Raw genomic sequence first — 17644 nt, 5'->3', positions numbered from 1 at the left:
CCCACAGCATGATGAACGCGCCACCGCCGATGCCGGAAGACTGCGGCTCCACCAGGGTCAGCACTGCCTGCATCGCTATCGCCGCGTCAATCGCCGAGCCGCCCTGGCGCAACATCTCGCGCCCGGCTTCGGCCGCCAGCGGGTTGGCGGCGGCGGCCATATGGCGTTCGGCGTGGCGGGTGGTGAGGTCGGTGCGGTAACCCGAGCCCAGTTCCGGTGCCGGAGGTTGTTCGTTGACGGGGGTGTGGCAGCCAGCCAGCGCCAGGGCTGCGGCAACCATCGACAATTGACGGCGGGAAATCGAAAACACGCGCTGAACTCCGTTCATTTTGAGAATGATCTGTTGTCCTTGGGGCAGTCCTTTTTACAGGTAAATCGTGCCTTGCAGGTAAAGTGCTGCATGGCCTGAGATGATCACGCGGTCACCTTTGAGTTCACACCGCAGTTGCCCACGGCGCTTGCCGCCCTGTTCGGCGTTCAAGTGTGACTTGCCCAGGCGCTCGGCCCAGAACGGTGCCAACGAGGTGTGGGCTGAACCGGTGACCGGGTCTTCATTGACGCCCACGTTCGGGCCAAACCAACGGGAAATAAAATCAAAGCGCGTGCTTTTGGCCGTCACCGCTATCCCGCGTTTGGGCAGGCCCTTGAGGTGTGCAAAATCTGGCGTGAGTGCCGCGACCTGGGCTTCGTCATCAACCAGGACGATGTAGTCGTCAGTGGCATACACCTCGGCGTGTTCGAGCCCCAGCGCGCTCAACAGGCCGGCTGGCGGCTCGCAGCGCTCGGGCTGTTTGGCCGGGAAGTCCATTGCCAGTTCGTCGCCATTGCGCGTCACGCGAAGCTCACCGCTGCGGGTAGCAAAGCGCAATACTTCAGGGGCATTCGGCAGTTTGTGAATCAACACCCATGCAGCGGCCAACGTTGCATGGCCACACAGGTCCACTTCGACTTCTGGGGTGAGCCAGCGCAGCTCATACACCTCGCCACGGGGCACGAAAAATGCGGTTTCCGACAGATTGTTTTCAGCGGCGATTTGATGCAATTGCTCTGTGGGCAGCCACTCGGTCAGCGGGCAGACAGCCGCCGGGTTACCGCCGAAGACCTGTTGGCTGAACGCGTCGACTTGATAGATATCCAGTTTCATCACAGGTGCTCCATGTAGGGAGGCAGGACACTAGCAGCGGGTTACGTGGAGCGTCAAAGTACAGATCCTCAGTTTTTTTGTGCGCATGTGTCCTGGTCAGCCCAGGCGCAACACCATCGCCCCGACGGCAATAATGCCGGCGGCAATGATGCGAGTCCGCGTGAGATGCTCTTTGAGCACCCAGGCCGAAATCACTACGCCGAACAGGATCGAGGTCTCACGCAAGGCCGAAACCGTCGCGATGGGTGCTTGTGTCATTGCCCACAGCGCCAAGCCGTATGACGCTACAGTGCCTGCGCCCCCGACGGCGCCAAGCCGCCAGTTGCGGACGACGTAGCGACAGAACGCTGCACGCCGGGCAGCTAAAGCCCACGCGGCTAGCGGGAAGCCGGTCAGCAAAAATATCCACAGTGTGTAAGCCGCTGGTGCGCCGGACTTGCGCACGCCCAGGCCATCGATCAGCGTATAGCCGGCTATTACCAAGGCGTTTACCAGCGCCAGCACCAGCCCTTTGTTATGCCCGGCCGAGGGCGCAGCGGCCATGCTCAAGATACCCAGGCAGATCACGCCAATGCCAAGCCAGGCAAACGCCGACAGCGGCTCGTGCAACACCAGCACACTCACCAATGCCACCAGCAGCGGCGCCGTGCCGCGCATTATCGGATAGGTCTGGCTCATGTCGGCAATGCGGTAGGTCGAGGCCACCAGCACGAAATACAGCACCTGCAACACCACCGATGCGCCGATGAAGGGCCAGCTCTCTCTGGCCGGTAGCGCCAGGAACGGGATGGCCGCCAGCGCAAGCAATGACGCGGCGGATGCGATCATACAGGTGGTCAGCAGCTTGTCGACGCCGCCTTTGACCACCGCGTTCCAGGTGGCGTGAAGGGCGGCGCCCAGCATGATGATGGCGAAAACGCTGAGGCTCATGGATGACACTCAAAGCAGCATTTTGGGGTGTTGATCGCAGAGAGTATGCCCGAGCACTTTTCTGCAGGCATAAAAAAACGGCCTACCTTTCGGTAAGCCGTTTTTAGTACTTGGTGGCTACGCAGGGACTTGAACCCCGGACCCCAGCATTATGAATGCTATGCTCTAACCAACTGAGCTACGTAGCCAAGTGGCGCGCATTATTCGCGTAGAACGCATATGCGTCAAGCGTTTATTTCAAAATTTTATCTACGCTTTCAACTGTTTAAACAAAATCAGGCCAAACGGCGACGAGTGGTGTGGCGGGTACGGGTGTTTCAGCCACGAAGATCCAAGGTGGGAGCGGGCTTGCTCGCGAAAGCAGATTGTCAGTTGATGCATGTGTTGACTGGCGCACCGCTTTCGCGAGCAAGCCCGCTCCCACATGGGTTTTGCGCTGTTCTGCTGACTGTGTTAAATGCGTGATCGCAAGGGTGTGGCGCTGCGCACGTTAAAGCGTAGTTCGGTTGGGCAGATATCCCTGCCGCCCAACGCTTGCCCCCCGGGCCAGCTTACGGTTACGACGGGTTGTGCGTGACGCGTTTCAAGTGTTCGCGCGCCCGTGACAGGCGTGAGCGAACGGTGCCAATGGGGATGTCCAGCACGTCGGCGGTGTCCTGGTAACTCCCATCGGTCTCCAACGAGGCGTAGAGCGTCTTACGCATTTCCGCCGGCAAGTGATCAATGGCGCTCAAGGTTTTTTCCAGTCGGCGGTTGATCTCGAATTCCCAATCCAGATTCTTGTTTTCCTCTTGGCCATGCCACAGCGATTCATCGAATTCGCAATGCACCGGTTTGGCATACAGGCGCCGGAAATGGTTGCGGACCAGGTTTTGCGCAATGCCGCACATCCAGGTACTAAGGGTCGCCTGGCCACTGAACCGCTCTCTGTTGCGCCAAGCCTCCAGGTAGGTCAATTGCAGGATGTCGTCGGCGTCCTCGGGGTTGAGTACGCGTTTATGAATAAAACGCCGGAGTTTTTTCTGCTGGTCGTCCGTCAGTTGGAGCATGAATTGAGGCGAGTCGCCAACGAGCTGCGCTAAAGCTTCAATAGGGATATTCACGATTTTTTCCTCAGGGTAGACGCTATCGAAGTAAGTTCGACGGGAACCCCTTTTGCACTGGCTGTGCCAAATGAAAAAAATCGCTTAACTTGCTGATTTATATATATAAATATATTGAAATAGTGTGATTTTGCGCAGGTACTTGCAAAACGGCAGGTGGTTTTGTGCGGGTATTTTCAAAGCAAAGAGTGTGTGTGGTTTTGATGGAACTGTATGGCGCTGGGTTGCCACATAGAGACACAAACTCCCTGTCCTGGCATGCCCATGAAAGTCGAATTCAACCCCGATCTGCACAGAATCCAGCGCTTGGAGCCGTCCGTTTCCGAGAAGGTCGCTGCGACCCGATCGCAGGATGCTGCGCCAGGTTTGGATGCGCTCGCCGGCATTTTTAGCCAGGAAGCCGCCGCTCACAGCACCGCGTTGACCCGACGCGCCATTAGCGGGCCTGTCACACCTGTCGAGCAACTCGCGCAGCTCTATGATCGGCTCGGCCATCCCGCCCAGAAAAGCCTGGCAAAGATGGTCATCGTGGCCAGACAGCATCTGGAGCGCCAGCAGAGTCTCGAAAAGTTAGTCGAACTTACGGGTGGGGACCCTGCACGTACCTTTGTTGTGCTTCGTCAGCTGACGGCGCAGGCCGAAGCACTCGTGCGCCAGACCCAGGCAGCGTCGACGCGTGACGCGCAAGTCAAAAGCGAGGCGGCACTGGCACGTGCTGCGCTGGCCAAGCTGGAGATTCAGTACAAGCGGGAGATCCAGGCGGGCCTCAATATTGCCCTGGCCCTGCAGTCAGGCAGTGATGATCCGGCGCAATGTCAGGCGATACGTACGCTCTACTACGCCAATGTGGTAGTGCGCCAATCCCTGGCCAGCATGATGCAGGCGCTTTTGAAAGAGTACGGTGGCGAGCAGTTTGCGGTCGGGCTCAATCTCATGCGCCGGGCCCTGGCTGATGATATTGCGGCGTACGTTTCGTCGATTCCTACCGCCAAATTGCGCACGCTTTTGTTGGGGTTACAGAGCTGTGGTCAATTGGGTGGAGTGCTGTCCAATTGCCAAGACCTGGTTCAGCGTCTGAATGTTGAACACGACGCCGTTGACCTGTTGCAACGTCTATTGGGCTATGCCGGCAATGGCATTGCCCCCTCCGAGGTTCAACTGCTGGCGGATGACTTGGCTGGGGATGCGGCGGCCCGCCAGTTGGCCTCTCTCAATGCGCTTTATCCTTTGATCAAAGGTTTGCCTGCGGCCTTATGGCGCGACTCGCGGGGGCGTGAGGAGGCTTTGCATAACTTCCTGCTCGTGATGGATGAGTTCACACGCCTGGAGAAGGGCCAGATTGAGCCGAGGGCGTTGATGTGACGGTACTGGCGTTTATCAACCGCTGGCTGCTCAAGGTCGCACAACGTGCTGAAGTCCTTGGTGCTGTCGTGGTACTGGCGATTGTGTTTATCTTCATCGTGCCACTGCCGACCTGGCTGGTGGATATCCTCATCGCGCTGAACATCTGTATTGCCTGCTTGCTGATCGTTCTGGCGCTTTACCTGCCGGGGCCTTTGGCGTTTTCGTCGTTCCCCTCGATTCTGCTGCTGACCACCATGTTTCGCCTGGCACTGTCGATTGCGACCACGCGGTTGATCCTGCTGGAGCAAGACGCCGGTGACATCGTCGAGGCGTTCGGCAACTTTGTGGTGGGTGGCAACCTGGCCGTAGGGTTGGTGATCTTCATGATCCTCACCCTGGTCAACTTTCTGGTTATCACCAAGGGTTCCGAGCGGGTTGCCGAAGTGGCCGCACGCTTCAGCCTGGACGCGATGCCCGGCAAGCAGATGTCTATCGACAGCGACTTGCGTGCAGGACTGATCGACGGTAATCAGGCGCGGGACAAGCGCGACCAGTTGTCTCGCGAGAGCCAGCTGTTCGGGGCCATGGACGGCGCCATGAAGTTCGTCAAGGGCGATGCCGTTGCAGGTCTGGTGATCGTGCTGATCAACCTGTTGGGCGGCTTTTCCACAGGCATGTTCCAGCATGGCATGACCGCCGGCGAATCCATTGCGCTGTATTCGGTATTGACCATCGGTGACGGTTTGATTGCGCAAATCCCTGCGCTGCTGATCTCGCTGACGGCGGGCATGATCATCACCCGTGCCGCGCCGGATGGGCGCCGGGGCGTCACTAACATGGGCGCAGAAATTGCCCGTCAGATGACCAGCGAACCCAAGAGCTGGATGATTGCATCGGTGGGCATGCTCGCGTTTGCGGCGTTGCCTGGCATGCCGACCCTGGTGTTTATTTTTATCTCACTGATGACGGGCTCCCTGGGCTATTACCTCGCGCGCCAACGTCAACGCCAAGAAGCTCCCGCGGCCGAGGCCACGCAGGCCGTGCGCCCGGAAGAAAACGGTGAAGAGGACTTGCGCGGCTTTGACCCGTCACGCCCCTATCTCCTGCAGTTTTCTCCCGTCTTGCGTGGAACGCCCGAGGTGGTTGATCTGGTTCACGGCCTTCGTCAGGCCCGCAATGCGCTCGTTGCGAATATCGGGTTGACGTTGCCGCCGTTCGAAGTCGAACTCGACGACTCGTTGGCGGACGACGAAATGCGCTTCTGCGTACACGAAGTGCCGATGATCAAGGCTTCGGTTGTTACGCAAGTGGCCGTGGAGCGTACAGCCTTGGCGCAGGTACCGGAGCACGCGATACCGGGCCTGGCCGAACGCGATGAGCAGGATTGGGTGTGGTTGGCGCCAGATGATCCTTTGCTTGATGACCCCGCGCTTGAGCGCTTCACTGCGACGAACCTGATCGTCGAGCGCATGAAGCAGGCGATGATGCTCTCCGGCCCCCAGTTCCTGGGGATCCAGGAGAGTAAGTCAATTCTCAGCTGGCTTGAACACAACCAGCCGGAGCTGGTGCAGGAACTACAGCGAATCATGCCGCTGTCGCGGTTTTCGGCAGTCCTGCAACGCCTGGCTGGCGAAGGCGTACCGCTGCGCGCCGTGAGGTTGATTGTCGAGTCGCTGATTGAATACGGCCAGCATGAACGAGAGCCGGACGCTTTGGCGGACTACGCGCGTATTGCGCTCAAATCGCAGATTTTCCACCAGTACAGTGAGGCCGACGGCCTGCATGCCTGGCTGCTGTCTCCACAGACCGAAAACGTGCTGCGCGAATCGCTGCGCCAGACCCAGACCGGGGTGTTCTTCGCCCTTGATAATGACAGCAGCGCGTCACTGATCCACCTGCTCAACCAAGCCTTCGTGGCTCGCCCCAAAAGCAAAAGCGTGATGCTGGTGGCGCAGGATTTGCGCAGCCCTTTGCGCACTCTTTTGCTCGAAGAATTCAACCACGTCCCTGTGATGTCTTTTGCCGAATTGGGGAGCACCTCAAAGGTGAAAGTGTTGGGGCGTTTTGACCTTGGCCAGACCGAGCTGATGCGTGGTACGGCGGCATGAAGACTGCGCCAGTTTCAGCACGGCGGAGCGTCCAATGATGTTCGAGCTGCGTGTTCTCGATGGCCTGCACCAAGGGGCCGCGCTGCCGCTGTTCGGTGAGCAGTGGAGCATCGGTGCCCATCCAGAGGCTGACTTGGTGCTGAGCGATCCAGGGATCGCCGAGCAGCACGCGCTGTTGCGGTTGGTCGGCTCCACATGGTCGGTGCAGGCCCAGGCGGGGTTGTTGCAGGGCGCAAAAGGGCAGGTAGTGGCGCAGATCACGCATCTGGCGCTGGGCGAACAATTTGGCGTGGGCGCCATTCGGCTGTATGTCGCCGTGGCGGATCAGCCTTGGCCCGAAGCACCCGCGCCGGCAACGTCAGCCAAGGTTATGGCCAAAGAAGCGCCCCAGACGTTGAAGTTGTCGGCCCTCGGGCCCTCGCAGCAAAAGCGTTTGATCAGTGTGGTGCTGGTGGTCGCAGTCATCATCATGGTGGTGGGCATTGCCTCCACCGGGGAGCGTGATCCGCAGGCCTCACTGATGCCAACAGGGCCCCAGAAAACCGAATTGGCCTCGCCGTTCGAGGTGCGCCAGCAGTTGCTGAATATGCTCAGTGAGCGTGATTTGAGCCAGCGGGTCAGTTTGCAGGTGATCAATGGCCAGGTCGCGCTCAACGGCGATGTTTCCGAGGAGGACCTGGCGTTGGTGACGCGCATGCTCGACCGATTTGGTGAGCAGTTCGACAGCGTTGTGCCAGTGCTCAGCCGTGTGCGTGCGCACGACAATGAGCTGCCATTCAAGATCGTTCAGATTATCGGAGGGGCGAATGGTCACGTCGTGCTGGAGGATGGCAACCGACTGTTTGTAGGAGACCAAGTGGATGACTTGCGCCTGGTGATGATTGACAACAGCAAGGTGGTTTTCGAGGGCGCGCAGCGCTATGAGGTGCGCTGGTGAATAAGGATTTGCAGGCGCGTCTCGACACCTGGCAGCGGCACCAGTCCCAGACGCTGGCAGGTTTTGCGCCGGTGACGATACGCGGGCGTGTGCAGCGTGTGAACGGCATGTTACTGCAATGTCGACTGCCTCAGGCACGCATAGGCGACTTGTGCCAAGTGGAAAAGCAAGGCGAGCACATGCTCGCCGAAATTATCGGGTTCGACCAGCAGGATGCCGTGCTCAGTGCGCTGGGTAACCTGGAAGGCGTGCGTGTGGGGGCGAGCGTAGAGCGCCTGGGCATATCCCATCAGGTACAGGTCAGCGAGAAGTTGTTGGGCCAGGTACTGGATGGATTTGGGCGGCCGATTACCGGTGAAGGCGCCAGCGCTTTTGCGCTGGCCGACACGGCGGACACCAGCCCCGTATTGTGCGAAGCGCCTTTGCCCACCGACAGGCCGCGAATCAATCGCGCGTTGGCCACGGGCGTGCGTTCGATCGATGGCCTGCTGACGCTGGGCGAGGGGCAGCGTGTCGGCCTGTTTGCCGGGGCCGGCTGCGGCAAGACCACGTTGCTGGCGGAGATAGCCCGCAACGTTGAGTGTGACGTGATTGTGTTCGGCCTGATCGGCGAGCGAGGCCGGGAGCTGCGCGAGTTTCTTGATCATGAACTCGATGATCAACTGCGCGCCAAAGCCGTCCTGGTGTGTGCCACCTCTGATCGTTCGAGCATGGAGCGGGCACGCGCAGCCTTCACGGCGACAGCCTTGGCCGAAGGCTTCCGACGCAAGGGCAAGCGTGTGCTGCTTCTGATCGATTCCCTCACACGGTTCGCCAGGGCCCAGCGAGAAATTGGCCTCGCCGCCGGCGAGCCCCTGGGCCGTGGTGGCTTGCCACCTTCGGTGTACAGCCTGTTGCCGCGCTTGGTCGAGCGTGCCGGGTTGACGCGTGAAGGCGTGATCACGGCGATCTACACGGTGCTGATCGAGCAGGACTCCATGAGCGACCCGGTGGCCGATGAAGTTCGCTCGCTGCTCGACGGCCATATCGTGCTGTCTCGCAAGCTGGCCGAGCGTGGGCACTATCCGGCAGTGGACGTATTGGCCAGCCTTTCGAGGATCTTGAGCAACGTGGCCGAGCCCGGGGATATCCAGGCCGGCACGGCGCTACGTCGGCTGTTGTCGGCGTACCAGCAAATCGAGCTGATGCTCAAGCTGGGTGAGTACCAGCCGGGTAGCGATGCATTGACCGACTTGGCGGTAGACAGTCGCAGCGCAGTGGACAGTTTCCTGCGCCAGGACTTGCGTGAACCCTCGCCGATGGCAGCCACACTGGAGCAACTCAAGGAGCTGACGGCCTATGTCCCATTCTGACGTGTCGATGGCGGATATCGAGACCTTGCGACGCCTGCGCCGTCATCGGGCCGACCGCGCTGAACGGGCCTTGCGTGAGGCCAAGCGAGCGCGGCAAACCCTGCAGACCCATATTCAACAGGCCCAGCAAGCCCTTGAGCAAACCCGTCAGGAAGAGGCTCAGCAAAGTGCGCAGTTGCTCAGCGAGCATCAGGGCCAGGTGCTCACGCTCAAAGCGCTGAACGCCTGGGGGTCACAAGAGCGTTCGTTGTCGGCCAGCACTTTGCGCGACGAAGGCCAGGTGCAGGCACTGCAAGCGCAGCACAAGGATAAGGACATCCAGGTGGGCAGTGCCCAGAAGTACGCCACGGAGTGTTTGCGCCAGGTGGAAAAACTTCAGGAACTGTCCAATTTGCTCGCTCAGGATTCGCTATGACACAGGTTTCAAATACCGCGCCTGAGCATCGACGCACGCGTGAGCTACGGGAGGAACGCGAGCCTGGCGTGGGGGCTTACGTTCCCTTGGAACAAGGGCGACTGTTTGCGCATCTGCTTGCCGGCGGTGCTGCAGAGAAGCGTTTTGGGCATTCGCGCCTGGATATCAAAGCCTCAGTCGAGGTCGCCAAGGCCGATGTATTGGTCGACCAACTCGTGGCGCCGATTCAGGCCGGTACACAGTGGCCGCTGCAATTCGTACTGAGCTTGCCACGCCTGGGGCGGATCAACGCCCTTGTGCATCGTGAGCAGAGCAGTTGGGCCATAGAACTGGACGCAGAGGACGATGCCACCAAGCATTGGCTGCGTGGTGTGCGGCAGCAGTGCCAGGAGCGGTGCACGCAAGCCTTGGGGCAACCGGTCAGGTTCTACCTGCCAGGTGACTGTACGTGATGAAGGTGCCTTTTTTAGCGTTACCTGTGGTCAAGCAGAGCACGGTGGCTGCACGCCGCAGGCTGGGGCGTGGGCTGCGTTTACCGTTTCAGGTTGCAGGGCAAGCGGGTGAGCTGCTGATCGAGCCCGGGCGTGCCCCTGTTGGCGGCGAGGCGTTGTGTTTTGAAACCGCCCTCGGCGTGTTGGCGTTCGCCGAGGCGGGGCCGTTGTTGAGCCTGCTGGGTGAATGCCCCGTGCCATTGGCCAAGGCTGGAAACGACCCACATTCATGGTTCTGGGCGCTGTTTGAGCACCACCTCAGTCCTCAAGTGAAAGCGTTGTTTGGCTATATGCGATTGCTGGTGACTGCGCGTCCGGTGGGTTTCGGCTGCCGAGTCAGCGTGACATTGGGGGCCTCTCGGGTTGTGGGCTACGTGTGGCTGGCCCACCAGAGCTTTCTGGCGTTGTGCGAGGCCGCACCTTGGCGCTCTATCGCCGCGCCGATGCCGGCGCAGTTCCAGCTGGCAATTGCCGTGCCCCTTGGGACCTTGCAGCTACCCATCGCACAAGTGCGCAGCCTGCGGATGGGTGATGTGCTGGTGCTCGAGCAGGCTTTTTTTCAATCCCAGGGCAATGGCTACGTGCAGGTCGGGAGGCAGCGCCTGCACGGCTGCATTGACGATGACACCGGGCCGCTGTGCCTGACCCTGACTTCTATAGAGGACACGAGTGTGAACGAGGACTTTTCAGCAGCCTATTACGCTGAGCCGGAAGATGAACCCGTGGCCGAAGTATTCGGGCACGAACCGTTCGATGACTTGAGCATGGCGTTAAGCGTGCGTTGTGGAATGCTCAACTTGACGCTGGGCGAGCTGCGCAACCTGGTTGAGGGTTCAGTATTGGGCATTACCGGTTATGCACCGGGAATGGCCGGCCTGTACTACGGTGATCGGCCGATCGGCCAGGGGCAGTTGGTGGAAGTGGATGGGCGCTTGGGCCTGCAGGTGACGCGAGTGGTTTTTTCGCGATGAGTATTCAGGGCATAGACCCCTTTGTACTTGCACTGTTCCTCGGCGCATTGTCACTGATGCCCATGCTGTTGATTGTGTGTACGGCCTTCTTGAAAATTGTCATCGTGCTGATGATCACCCGCAACGCGATAGGTGTGCAGCAAGTACCACCGAGCATGGCCATCAATGGCATCGCGCTGGCGGCGACGCTGTTTATCATGGCGCCGGTGGGTTACGAGATCGCCGAAACCGTCAAGGTATCGCCGCTGGATTTAAGCAGTGTGCAAATGGCCCTGCACACCGGCGGGGAGGCGATCAAACCCTTGCGCGCATTCATGCTGCGCAATATTGATCCGGATGTGTTGACGCACTTGCTGGAGAACACCGCGCGCCTATGGCCGGCCGCCATGGCCCAGGAAGTTCAGCGAGAAGACTTGATTCTGTTGGTGCCGGCTTTTGTGCTGTCGCAATTGCAGGCGGGGTTCGAGATCGGCTTCCTCATCTACATTCCGTTCATTGTGATCGACCTGATTGTCTCCAATTTGCTCCTGGCATTGGGCATGCAGATGGTCTCGCCGATGACCATTTCCCTGCCGCTCAAACTGTTGTTGTTCGTGATGGTTTCCGGGTGGTCACGGCTGCTCGACAGCCTCTTCTTTTCTTATCTCTGAGTGGCGTATGGAACCGATCGTGCTGTTCAAGCAGGGCATGCTGCTGGTCGTGGTGTTGTCGGCTCCGCCGTTGATTGTGGCGGTGGTGGTCGGCGTACTGACCTCTCTTGTACAGGCGTTGATGCAGGTACAGGACCAGACCTTGCCGTTTGGCATCAAGCTGGTGGCAGTGGGGATCACGCTGGTCATGACGGGGCGCTGGATCGGCGTGGAGTTGATTCAACTGATCAATCTGACATTCGACATGATCTCTCGCTCCGCGCTGAACTGAGGTTGCACCTGTGCTGCACTATCTTGATTACCTGCCCAGCCTGTTGGTCGGCATGGCGCGCATCTACCCTTGCGCCTTTCTGGTCGCGGCGTTTTGTTTTCAACATATCCGTGGCATGCCGCGCCACACCATTGTGGCGGCGCTGGCACTGCTGCCTGCGCCGGGCATCCATGCAACCTTCGCCGACCAGGAATTCTCTACGTTGATGCTCAGCGCGTTGGTGCTTAAAGAGGCGGCCCTGGGCACCTTGCTGGGTATATTACTGTCGATGCCGTTCTGGATGTTCGAGGCGGTGGGAGCGCTGCTGGATAACCAGCGGGGAGCCTTGGCCGGTGGCCAGCTCAACCCTTCGCTTGGCCCGGATGCGACACCCATCGGGCATCTGTTCAAGGAACTGACGATTTTTTTGTTGATGGCCACCCTGGGGCTTGGGGCGCTGACGCAAGTGATCTGGGACAGTTACTCGATCTGGCCGCCAACCGTATGGTTTCCACTGCCGCATGCCAATGGGTTTGGCGTGTTTCTCAACCTGCTCGGCGACACGTTCACCCACATGATGCTCTACGCCGCACCTTTCATTGCGGTACTGCTGTTATTGGAGTTTGGCATTGCACTGCTGGGGCTTTATAGCCCGCAGTTGCAGGTGAGTACGCTGGCCCCACCGGTCAAATGCCTGGCGGGTATTGGTATTTTGCTGTTGTATTTTGAACTGTTGCAGGACCTGATCGTCGGCCGCTTAAGCCTGCTGACTGAACTCAGGCACGCCCTTGGGCTGATGTTCAAGGTGGGAATGCCATGAGTGATTCCGGTGAGAAAAAACACCCGGCCAGTGCCAAGAAGCTGCGTGATCAACGCAAGAAAGGCCAGGTTGCCCAAAGCCAGGATGTCGGCAAGCTTCTGGTGCTCACAGCCATCAGCGAGCTCGCGCTATGGACCGCTGACCGCAGCCTGCAGCGGTTTCAGGAAATGCTGCTGCTGCCGATATCCCGCCTCAGCCGACCCTTTGTGTCAGCCCTGGAAGAGGTGTTGCTCGACGCCATGGTGGTGTTTTTTTCCTTTGCATTGCTGATGGTTTCAGTGGCGATCGCCGTCAAGCTGCTCAGTAGCTGGATGCAGTTCGGCTTGCTGTTCGCGCCAGAAATCCTCAAGTTGGATTTCAAACGTCTCAACCCCCTTAATCAGCTCAAACAGATGTTCTCCGCGCAGTCGCTGATGAACCTGCTGATGGGGGTCGCTAAGGCCGTGCTGTTAGGTGTGGTGTTGTATGCGGTGATCGGTCCCTCCCTTGGCGCCTTGATCAATTTGGCCAACAGCGACCTGCCCTCCTATATCCTGGCGCTGATCGAGCTGTTTCGCTACCTGCTGCATGCGTGCCTGGGCCTGTTGCTGGTGCTGGCACTTATCGACCTGACGCTGCAGAAGCACTTCTTTGCCAAGCGCATGCGCATGACCCAGGTCGAAGTCGTCAAGGAGTACAAGGACATGGAGGGCGACCCCCATGTGAAGGGCCAGCGCCGTTCGCTGGCGCAGCAATTGGCTCAGGAAGAGCCGAAGGTCAAGCTGCCCAAGCTGGAAGAGTCCGACATGTTGGTGGTCAACCCAACGCACTTTGCCGTCGCGTTGTATTACCGCCCCGGCAAGACACCGCTGCCGTTGCTGGTGGACAAAGGCACGGATGCCGACGCGCGTGAACTGATCAAAAGGGCTAAAGCGGCTGACGTGCCGGTCATTCAGTGTGTATGGCTGGCCCGCACGCTCTACACCCATAAGCTTGGCGCCAGTATCCCGCGTGAAACCCTGCAGGCCGTCGCGCTGATCTACCGCACCTTGCGTGAACTGGATGATGAAGCCAAGCGTGAAACCCTGGAATTGCCTGAGCTGGAACAGCGCTGATCAACGCGTGGCGTGAGCATCCAATGCATCAAGGTTGGCCAGTGACAACAGGCGGCTAATGGCACTCTCAAGCGCGTCGTGTTGAGCCGGCAGCGAGCGCCAGATGACCAAATTGCCCTGCGCGTCGAGATAGACAAAACAATCGTCATACGTCAGTGCTTGTTCAAAACGTCGTTCCAGTGCCTGTTGCACCTGCCCGGCTTGCAACGCTTCGCGCGCAACCTGCAAGGCCAACCCCTGGTGTGTGCCGGCCTGCAGCGTACACAGGTGGATACCGGGGAGGAGCTGCAGGTGAGCGGCAACGCCACTGCGCACGTCGGCTAAAAAAGCCTGACGATGCAGCGCATCGTCAGGCTGTGTCGTGGCGCTCATCGTTCCAGGGAAATGGTCTGGTAGTCTGCCCGTTCCCCAGAGGGCCCGGAGTCTACGCGCATCTCTGGCGGCCACCAGACCACCATTTTGTCACTGCTCGATTGCGGACGCGTGCAGGAGTCGCCCTTGCAGGTTGGCGTACAACCCGCGGCGATCATTGCTGCGCCGATCATGATAATGCTCAAGAGTGCGTGTTTCATGGCGTGGTCTTCAAGGGGGCGGTGAGGAGGGAAGGGCGGGGTGTGCCGATATGTTCATCTTTCACGACGGGCCGCATGGCGATAAACACTTCAGCTTCTTCACCTGGCTTGAGCCAGGCGCGTGGCCACACACTGACCGCCAGTGTTTGTGAGTTGCTGCATTCTTTTTCATCGATGCGCACGTTGCGTTTGATCTGGTTGCGCAAGACCACCACCGCCACATTGAACTGTGGGCCGGTGTACCACTGGCTGCGCTCGCTGTTGAGCGCCAACAGATCACGCGTGGCGCACAGTGTGTCCAACTGCAGCGGCATTGGCTTTGCCTTGAAGCCGTCGGGCACTTCGCCGCTGACCAGGTGCGCCAGGGCGCTGGTGATATCGCTGCGATTTATAGGCGGTTGATGGGCGGCTTGCCGGCGCGCCAGGGGCTTGAGGGCGGCCTGCAACTGGGCCTGATCCTCCTGGGGCAAGTAACGCGAAGGGTCAGACTGGTCACCGATGACCCGTGGGGTGAGGATGAACAGGCGCTCGCGTCGACTGTTCTGTCGTTCAGTCGAGGAGAACAATGCCTTGCCCAGCAACGGAATATCGCCCAGCAGTGGCACCTTGCTTTGTTTGTCTTTGTTGTCTGTGACATGGAAACCACCGACCACTAAAGAGCGCTTTTCCGCCATCACCGCCTGGGTGCTCACCTTGCCACGGCGAACATCGAGGTCATCGGGCTGTGCGTTGAGTTCGTCGAAATTGCCGTCTTCAATATCCACCACCAAATGGATCTGGTGGCCACCACGGCTGGTGATCACCCGTGGCACCACCTGAAAGCTGGTGCCGACGGTCACGGGTAAAATGGTTGCGTAGCGACTGCCGGCTTTCAGGTATCGCGTGCGGTTGAAGTCAATGACCGCCGGTTGGTTTTCCAATGTGAGCACCGAGGGGTTGGAGACCAGGGTTGCCAGCCCTTGGGCTTCCAGGGCTCGTATGTGGGCATAGAAACGCCCGGGGTTGCCAATCGACAACTGCGAGGTCGTGCCCGGTGCCACATTGACGCCGCCACGCCAGCGGCTGTTTTGAAAGCCCCATTCAACCCCGAACTCTTGCAACTTGGTGCGTTCGATGTCGAGGATGATGGCGTCGATCTCCACCAGCTTGCGCGCAACGTCGAGTTGGGTGATCAGCTCGCGGTACATCGTTTGGCGCTCAGGCAGGTCGTAGATCAGAATCGCGTTATTGCGCACGTCGGCTTCAACCCGGATGCGGCTGGTAGCGCGTGGGCCTCGAGGGCCGAGCGAGGCGCCCGTCGACAGCCCCTCTGCGTTCCCGGGGTTGCCGAGCATCTGCTCCAGCAGCGGGTTGTTCAGCCGCGGCACGTTGGGTGTAATCAAGCCCGGCGGTGAAGAAGTGCCGGAGGCTTGGGTGGCGTTGGCGACTGCGGAGTTGGAGCGCGGCTCCAGCAACCCACGCAGCACGCTGGCCACGCCTGCGATGGTGAGCTTTTCGCCGCGATAATCAATGGTGCGATCGGCCGCGTTGGCGTACTTGAGCGGGTAAGTCAGTATGCTCTGTTTTTCATCCGGGGATCTGCGCTGGCTGCTGAACTGTTTGATCTGCTCGATATAGCGTTTAGGACCGGAGACGAGCACAACGCCATCGTCCGGCAATTCACCCCAGCCAAATCGGCTGTCGAGCAGGCCAATATCGGTCAGGGCCTTTTTAAGGTTTGCGATCGTTTCCGACGAAACTTCCAGCCGCGCAGACTCTTGCTGATCCAGCGTGCTGATGTACAAGGTGTTGTTGTACAGGTACCACTGGAAGCGGTGTTCGACCCCGAGCCTGTCGAGCAGGGACTGGGGCGTGTTAGCGCGTATTTTGCCATTGACGACGCCCTCCAGCAGGCCTTCGATTTGCAGTTGGGTGCCGAAGGTCTGGGCGAAGTCCTCGAGCACTTCGCGTACAGGCTTGTACTGGGTTTCATAGGCATATGCCGTGTTTTTCCATTCCGAGGGAATCGCGGCAAGGGCGCTTTGCAGAGGCATCAGCAGGCACGTCAGAACCACTGGAATACGCCAGTCGGCGTGTTTCAATCGCGCACAGGGCGAGCTGATAGACAAGCGTAAACGCTTGTAAATGGGGTTGTTCATATAGGGTTCTCTAGTTAATAAAACTGCGCACGCAGCGGAGTGGGCCCAAGGTTTTGGGGCGTTCGGGCCAGCCGCTTGACCGTGGAGCGCCAGGTGTCGCGCTGATTGAGAAGGGATTCAAGTTGGTTAAAAAGAACGGCCGGATTGGCTTCTTGCGAGACGCATTGAAGTAGCCAGAGCTGCCCGGTGGAGGGCTCGACCGAAAGCGCTCCCTGAAAATACGCCAGGCTTGCCCCACCCATTCGTAGCCATGTTTCCATGGCTGTTTGTGTGGGCGTTGGCTGATGGGTAAGTTGGGCACTGAGCAAAAAACACTGCGGGTAGCGGCGCAGGTTTATGGCGTCGCCGCCCTCGTACAGCGTGATTTCTTGCTCTGTCCCCATCCGCCACTGGGTGAGCCGCTCGCTGAAACTCTCAGGTCCCATTGAAAATGATTTTTCCCATCTCGGCTCGGTGGCTGAGCACCGCTCCGGCGGCAGTCGTCTGTAGCATCAAGTCTTGTTTGAGCCTTAAGTGTTCATCCATCAAAGATGAAAACTCTCTCGAAGATAGTTCGTCAGGGACGTCCTGACCGAGCTGTTCGAACTGCCGGTTGTTTTTGGTTAAATCCCTGAAGATTTGCCCGCCCTCGCGTGCGTCGAGTTTCATACGCTGATCTCCGTTGAACGTGTATTTTTTATGTGGTTTGCGTTTGGGATCCGTTCCACGATTTTTTAAATATCCGGTAAAAAAATGCAGCTGGTCGGTTGAGAGGTTATTCCTCTGAAACAAAGTCTGAGTGAGGCACCAACAACGCATTGATCGAAGAGGCCCAGTCGATACGAAAGCTGCCTTCCTCCGCCTCCAGGATCAGCACTTGTGGCTCAACGGACTCGTCACACTGCAGGCGCCAGGGCGCTTCGGTATGTTGATTCAACCAGTGCTCTACATCCGCTTGATCCTGTGGGTTGCAGACCAGCTTTGCGCGGATCGCCGGAGCCTGGGCTACGAGCATTTGCTTGAGCATGGCCGACACCCGCTGAGTCGTCGTTGTATCCTCGAGCAACCTGCGAATTGCGCTGTGGGTTACCGATGTGGCGATGCGTTCGATGTTGTCGAGGATCGCCTGCTGTTGCGTGTGCCACAGGTGCAATTGGCGATTGGCGCGTTGCCAGAACTCATGCTGTGCCTGCAGCAGCAACTGATCGCGTTGCACATGGGCCTGGCGCAGGATTTCATCGGCCTGATCCTGGGCACTGTTTAACAATTCGGCGTCGCGAGCGCAGTCCGCCAACGTTTCCAAAGGAATCAACGAACTCGTGCGTGAAGGAAGTGGCTTGCTTAGC

Annotated in this window: 21 protein-coding genes and 1 tRNA gene; 11 read left to right on the top strand and 11 right to left on the bottom strand. The window is 59.1% G+C overall.

Annotated elements, in window-relative coordinates; translation table 11 throughout:
- The 5 genes from K0H48_RS06930 to K0H48_RS06910 form a co-directional block, all read right to left on the bottom strand.
- A partial coding sequence (locus K0H48_RS06930) for a gamma-glutamyltransferase (protein ID WP_219266895.1) occupies positions 1-328 on the bottom strand: 328 nt, incomplete at its 3' end.
- 36 nt (positions 329-364) lie between these two features.
- Positions 365-1144: a PhzF family phenazine biosynthesis protein gene (locus K0H48_RS06925; RefSeq protein WP_219266894.1), complete on the bottom strand. Its 780-nt coding sequence runs from the start codon at positions 1142-1144 to the stop codon at positions 365-367.
- Between the two features lie 96 nt (positions 1145-1240).
- Complete coding sequence (locus K0H48_RS06920; RefSeq protein WP_219266893.1) at positions 1241-2074, bottom strand: EamA family transporter; 834 nt, start codon at positions 2072-2074, stop codon at positions 1241-1243.
- Positions 2075-2185: 111 nt separating this feature from the next.
- Positions 2186-2262 (bottom strand) — tRNA-Met (locus tag K0H48_RS06915).
- A 369-nt stretch (positions 2263-2631) separates the two neighbouring features.
- Positions 2632-3177, bottom strand: a complete 546-nt coding sequence (locus tag K0H48_RS06910) for an RNA polymerase sigma factor (protein WP_138816959.1) — start codon at positions 3175-3177, stop codon at positions 2632-2634.
- 264 nt (positions 3178-3441) lie between these two features.
- On the opposite strand from K0H48_RS06910, the gene K0H48_RS06905 reads away from it, so the two are divergent.
- The 11 genes from K0H48_RS06905 to sctU are packed head-to-tail and all read left to right on the top strand — an operon-like array spanning position 3442 to position 13609.
- The gene (locus K0H48_RS06905) at positions 3442-4539 is read left to right on the top strand and encodes a TyeA family type III secretion system gatekeeper subunit (RefSeq protein WP_219266892.1); all 1098 of its coding nucleotides are present in this window, start codon (positions 3442-3444) and stop codon (positions 4537-4539) included.
- Entirely contained in the window at positions 4536-6629 is a 2094-nt protein-coding gene (gene sctV, locus K0H48_RS06900; RefSeq protein WP_219266891.1) for a type III secretion system export apparatus subunit SctV, read from the top strand. Before K0H48_RS06905 ends, sctV begins: the two co-directional genes overlap by 4 nt.
- Positions 6630-6666: 37 nt before the next feature.
- Positions 6667-7566 carry an FHA domain-containing protein gene (locus tag K0H48_RS06895; RefSeq protein ID WP_219266928.1) on the top strand — a complete coding sequence of 300 codons (900 nt, stop codon included), beginning with the start codon at positions 6667-6669 and terminating at the stop codon, positions 7564-7566.
- Entirely contained in the window at positions 7563-8918 is a 1356-nt protein-coding gene (locus K0H48_RS06890) for a FliI/YscN family ATPase (RefSeq protein WP_368862098.1), read from the top strand. The genes K0H48_RS06895 and K0H48_RS06890 overlap by 4 nt, the downstream gene beginning before the upstream one ends.
- Complete coding sequence (locus K0H48_RS06885) at positions 8905-9333, top strand: YscO family type III secretion system apparatus protein (RefSeq protein WP_219266890.1); 429 nt, start codon at positions 8905-8907, stop codon at positions 9331-9333. The genes K0H48_RS06890 and K0H48_RS06885 overlap by 14 nt, the downstream gene beginning before the upstream one ends.
- A complete protein-coding gene (locus K0H48_RS06880; protein WP_219266889.1) occupies positions 9330-9785 on the top strand; it encodes a type III secretion system HrpP C-terminal domain-containing protein in 456 nt (151 codons plus the stop codon). Before K0H48_RS06885 ends, K0H48_RS06880 begins: the two co-directional genes overlap by 4 nt.
- Positions 9785-10795, top strand: a complete 1011-nt coding sequence (locus K0H48_RS06875; protein ID WP_219266888.1) for a FliM/FliN family flagellar motor switch protein — start codon at positions 9785-9787, stop codon at positions 10793-10795. Before K0H48_RS06880 ends, K0H48_RS06875 begins: the two co-directional genes overlap by 1 nt.
- Positions 10792-11445 carry a type III secretion system export apparatus subunit SctR gene (sctR, locus tag K0H48_RS06870; protein ID WP_219266887.1) on the top strand — a complete coding sequence of 218 codons (654 nt, stop codon included), beginning with the start codon at positions 10792-10794 and terminating at the stop codon, positions 11443-11445. The genes K0H48_RS06875 and sctR overlap by 4 nt, the downstream gene beginning before the upstream one ends.
- Before the next feature lie 7 nt (positions 11446-11452).
- Complete coding sequence (sctS, locus tag K0H48_RS06865) at positions 11453-11716, top strand: type III secretion system export apparatus subunit SctS (RefSeq protein ID WP_138816950.1); 264 nt, start codon at positions 11453-11455, stop codon at positions 11714-11716.
- A 10-nt stretch (positions 11717-11726) separates the two neighbouring features.
- Positions 11727-12515, top strand: coding sequence for a type III secretion system export apparatus subunit SctT (gene sctT / locus K0H48_RS06860; protein WP_138816949.1), 789 nt, complete (start codon positions 11727-11729; stop codon positions 12513-12515).
- On the top strand, positions 12512-13609 hold the full coding sequence (gene sctU, locus K0H48_RS06855; RefSeq protein WP_219266886.1) for a type III secretion system export apparatus subunit SctU: 1098 nt from the start codon (positions 12512-12514) through the stop codon (positions 13607-13609). The genes sctT and sctU overlap by 4 nt, the downstream gene beginning before the upstream one ends.
- On the opposite strand, the gene K0H48_RS06850 is transcribed toward sctU, so the two are convergent.
- From K0H48_RS06850 to sctL, 6 genes are all read right to left on the bottom strand, one after another.
- A complete protein-coding gene (locus tag K0H48_RS06850; protein WP_219266885.1) occupies positions 13610-13981 on the bottom strand; it encodes a transcriptional regulator in 372 nt (123 codons plus the stop codon). It lies immediately after the preceding gene.
- The gene (gene hrpT, locus K0H48_RS30675; protein ID WP_257626860.1) at positions 13978-14181 is read right to left on the bottom strand and encodes an HrpT family type III secretion system protein; all 204 of its coding nucleotides are present in this window, start codon (positions 14179-14181) and stop codon (positions 13978-13980) included. The genes K0H48_RS06850 and hrpT overlap by 4 nt, the downstream gene beginning before the upstream one ends.
- Positions 14178-16319 (bottom strand): type III secretion system outer membrane ring subunit SctC, encoded by a 2142-nt coding sequence (gene sctC / locus K0H48_RS06845; protein ID WP_219266884.1) that lies wholly within the window; start codon positions 16317-16319, stop codon positions 14178-14180. Before sctC ends, hrpT begins: the two co-directional genes overlap by 4 nt.
- 14 nt (positions 16320-16333) lie before the next feature.
- Positions 16334-16744 (bottom strand): type III secretion system chaperone, encoded by a 411-nt coding sequence (locus tag K0H48_RS06840; protein WP_219266883.1) that lies wholly within the window; start codon positions 16742-16744, stop codon positions 16334-16336.
- Positions 16734-16967 carry a hypothetical protein gene (locus K0H48_RS06835; protein WP_219266882.1) on the bottom strand — a complete coding sequence of 78 codons (234 nt, stop codon included), beginning with the start codon at positions 16965-16967 and terminating at the stop codon, positions 16734-16736. Before K0H48_RS06835 ends, K0H48_RS06840 begins: the two co-directional genes overlap by 11 nt.
- Before the next feature lie 106 nt (positions 16968-17073).
- Positions 17074-17610: a type III secretion system stator protein SctL gene (gene sctL, locus K0H48_RS06830; RefSeq protein WP_257626859.1), complete on the bottom strand. Its 537-nt coding sequence runs from the start codon at positions 17608-17610 to the stop codon at positions 17074-17076.
- Positions 17611-17644 lie beyond the last annotated feature (34 nt).

It is taken from the genome of Pseudomonas sp. Xaverov 259 (assembly GCF_019352915.1).
GTDB lineage: Bacteria > Pseudomonadota > Gammaproteobacteria > Pseudomonadales > Pseudomonadaceae > Aquipseudomonas.
The sequence above is the reverse complement of the archived record's forward strand: the minus strand, read 5'-3'. Positions and strand labels throughout refer to the sequence as shown.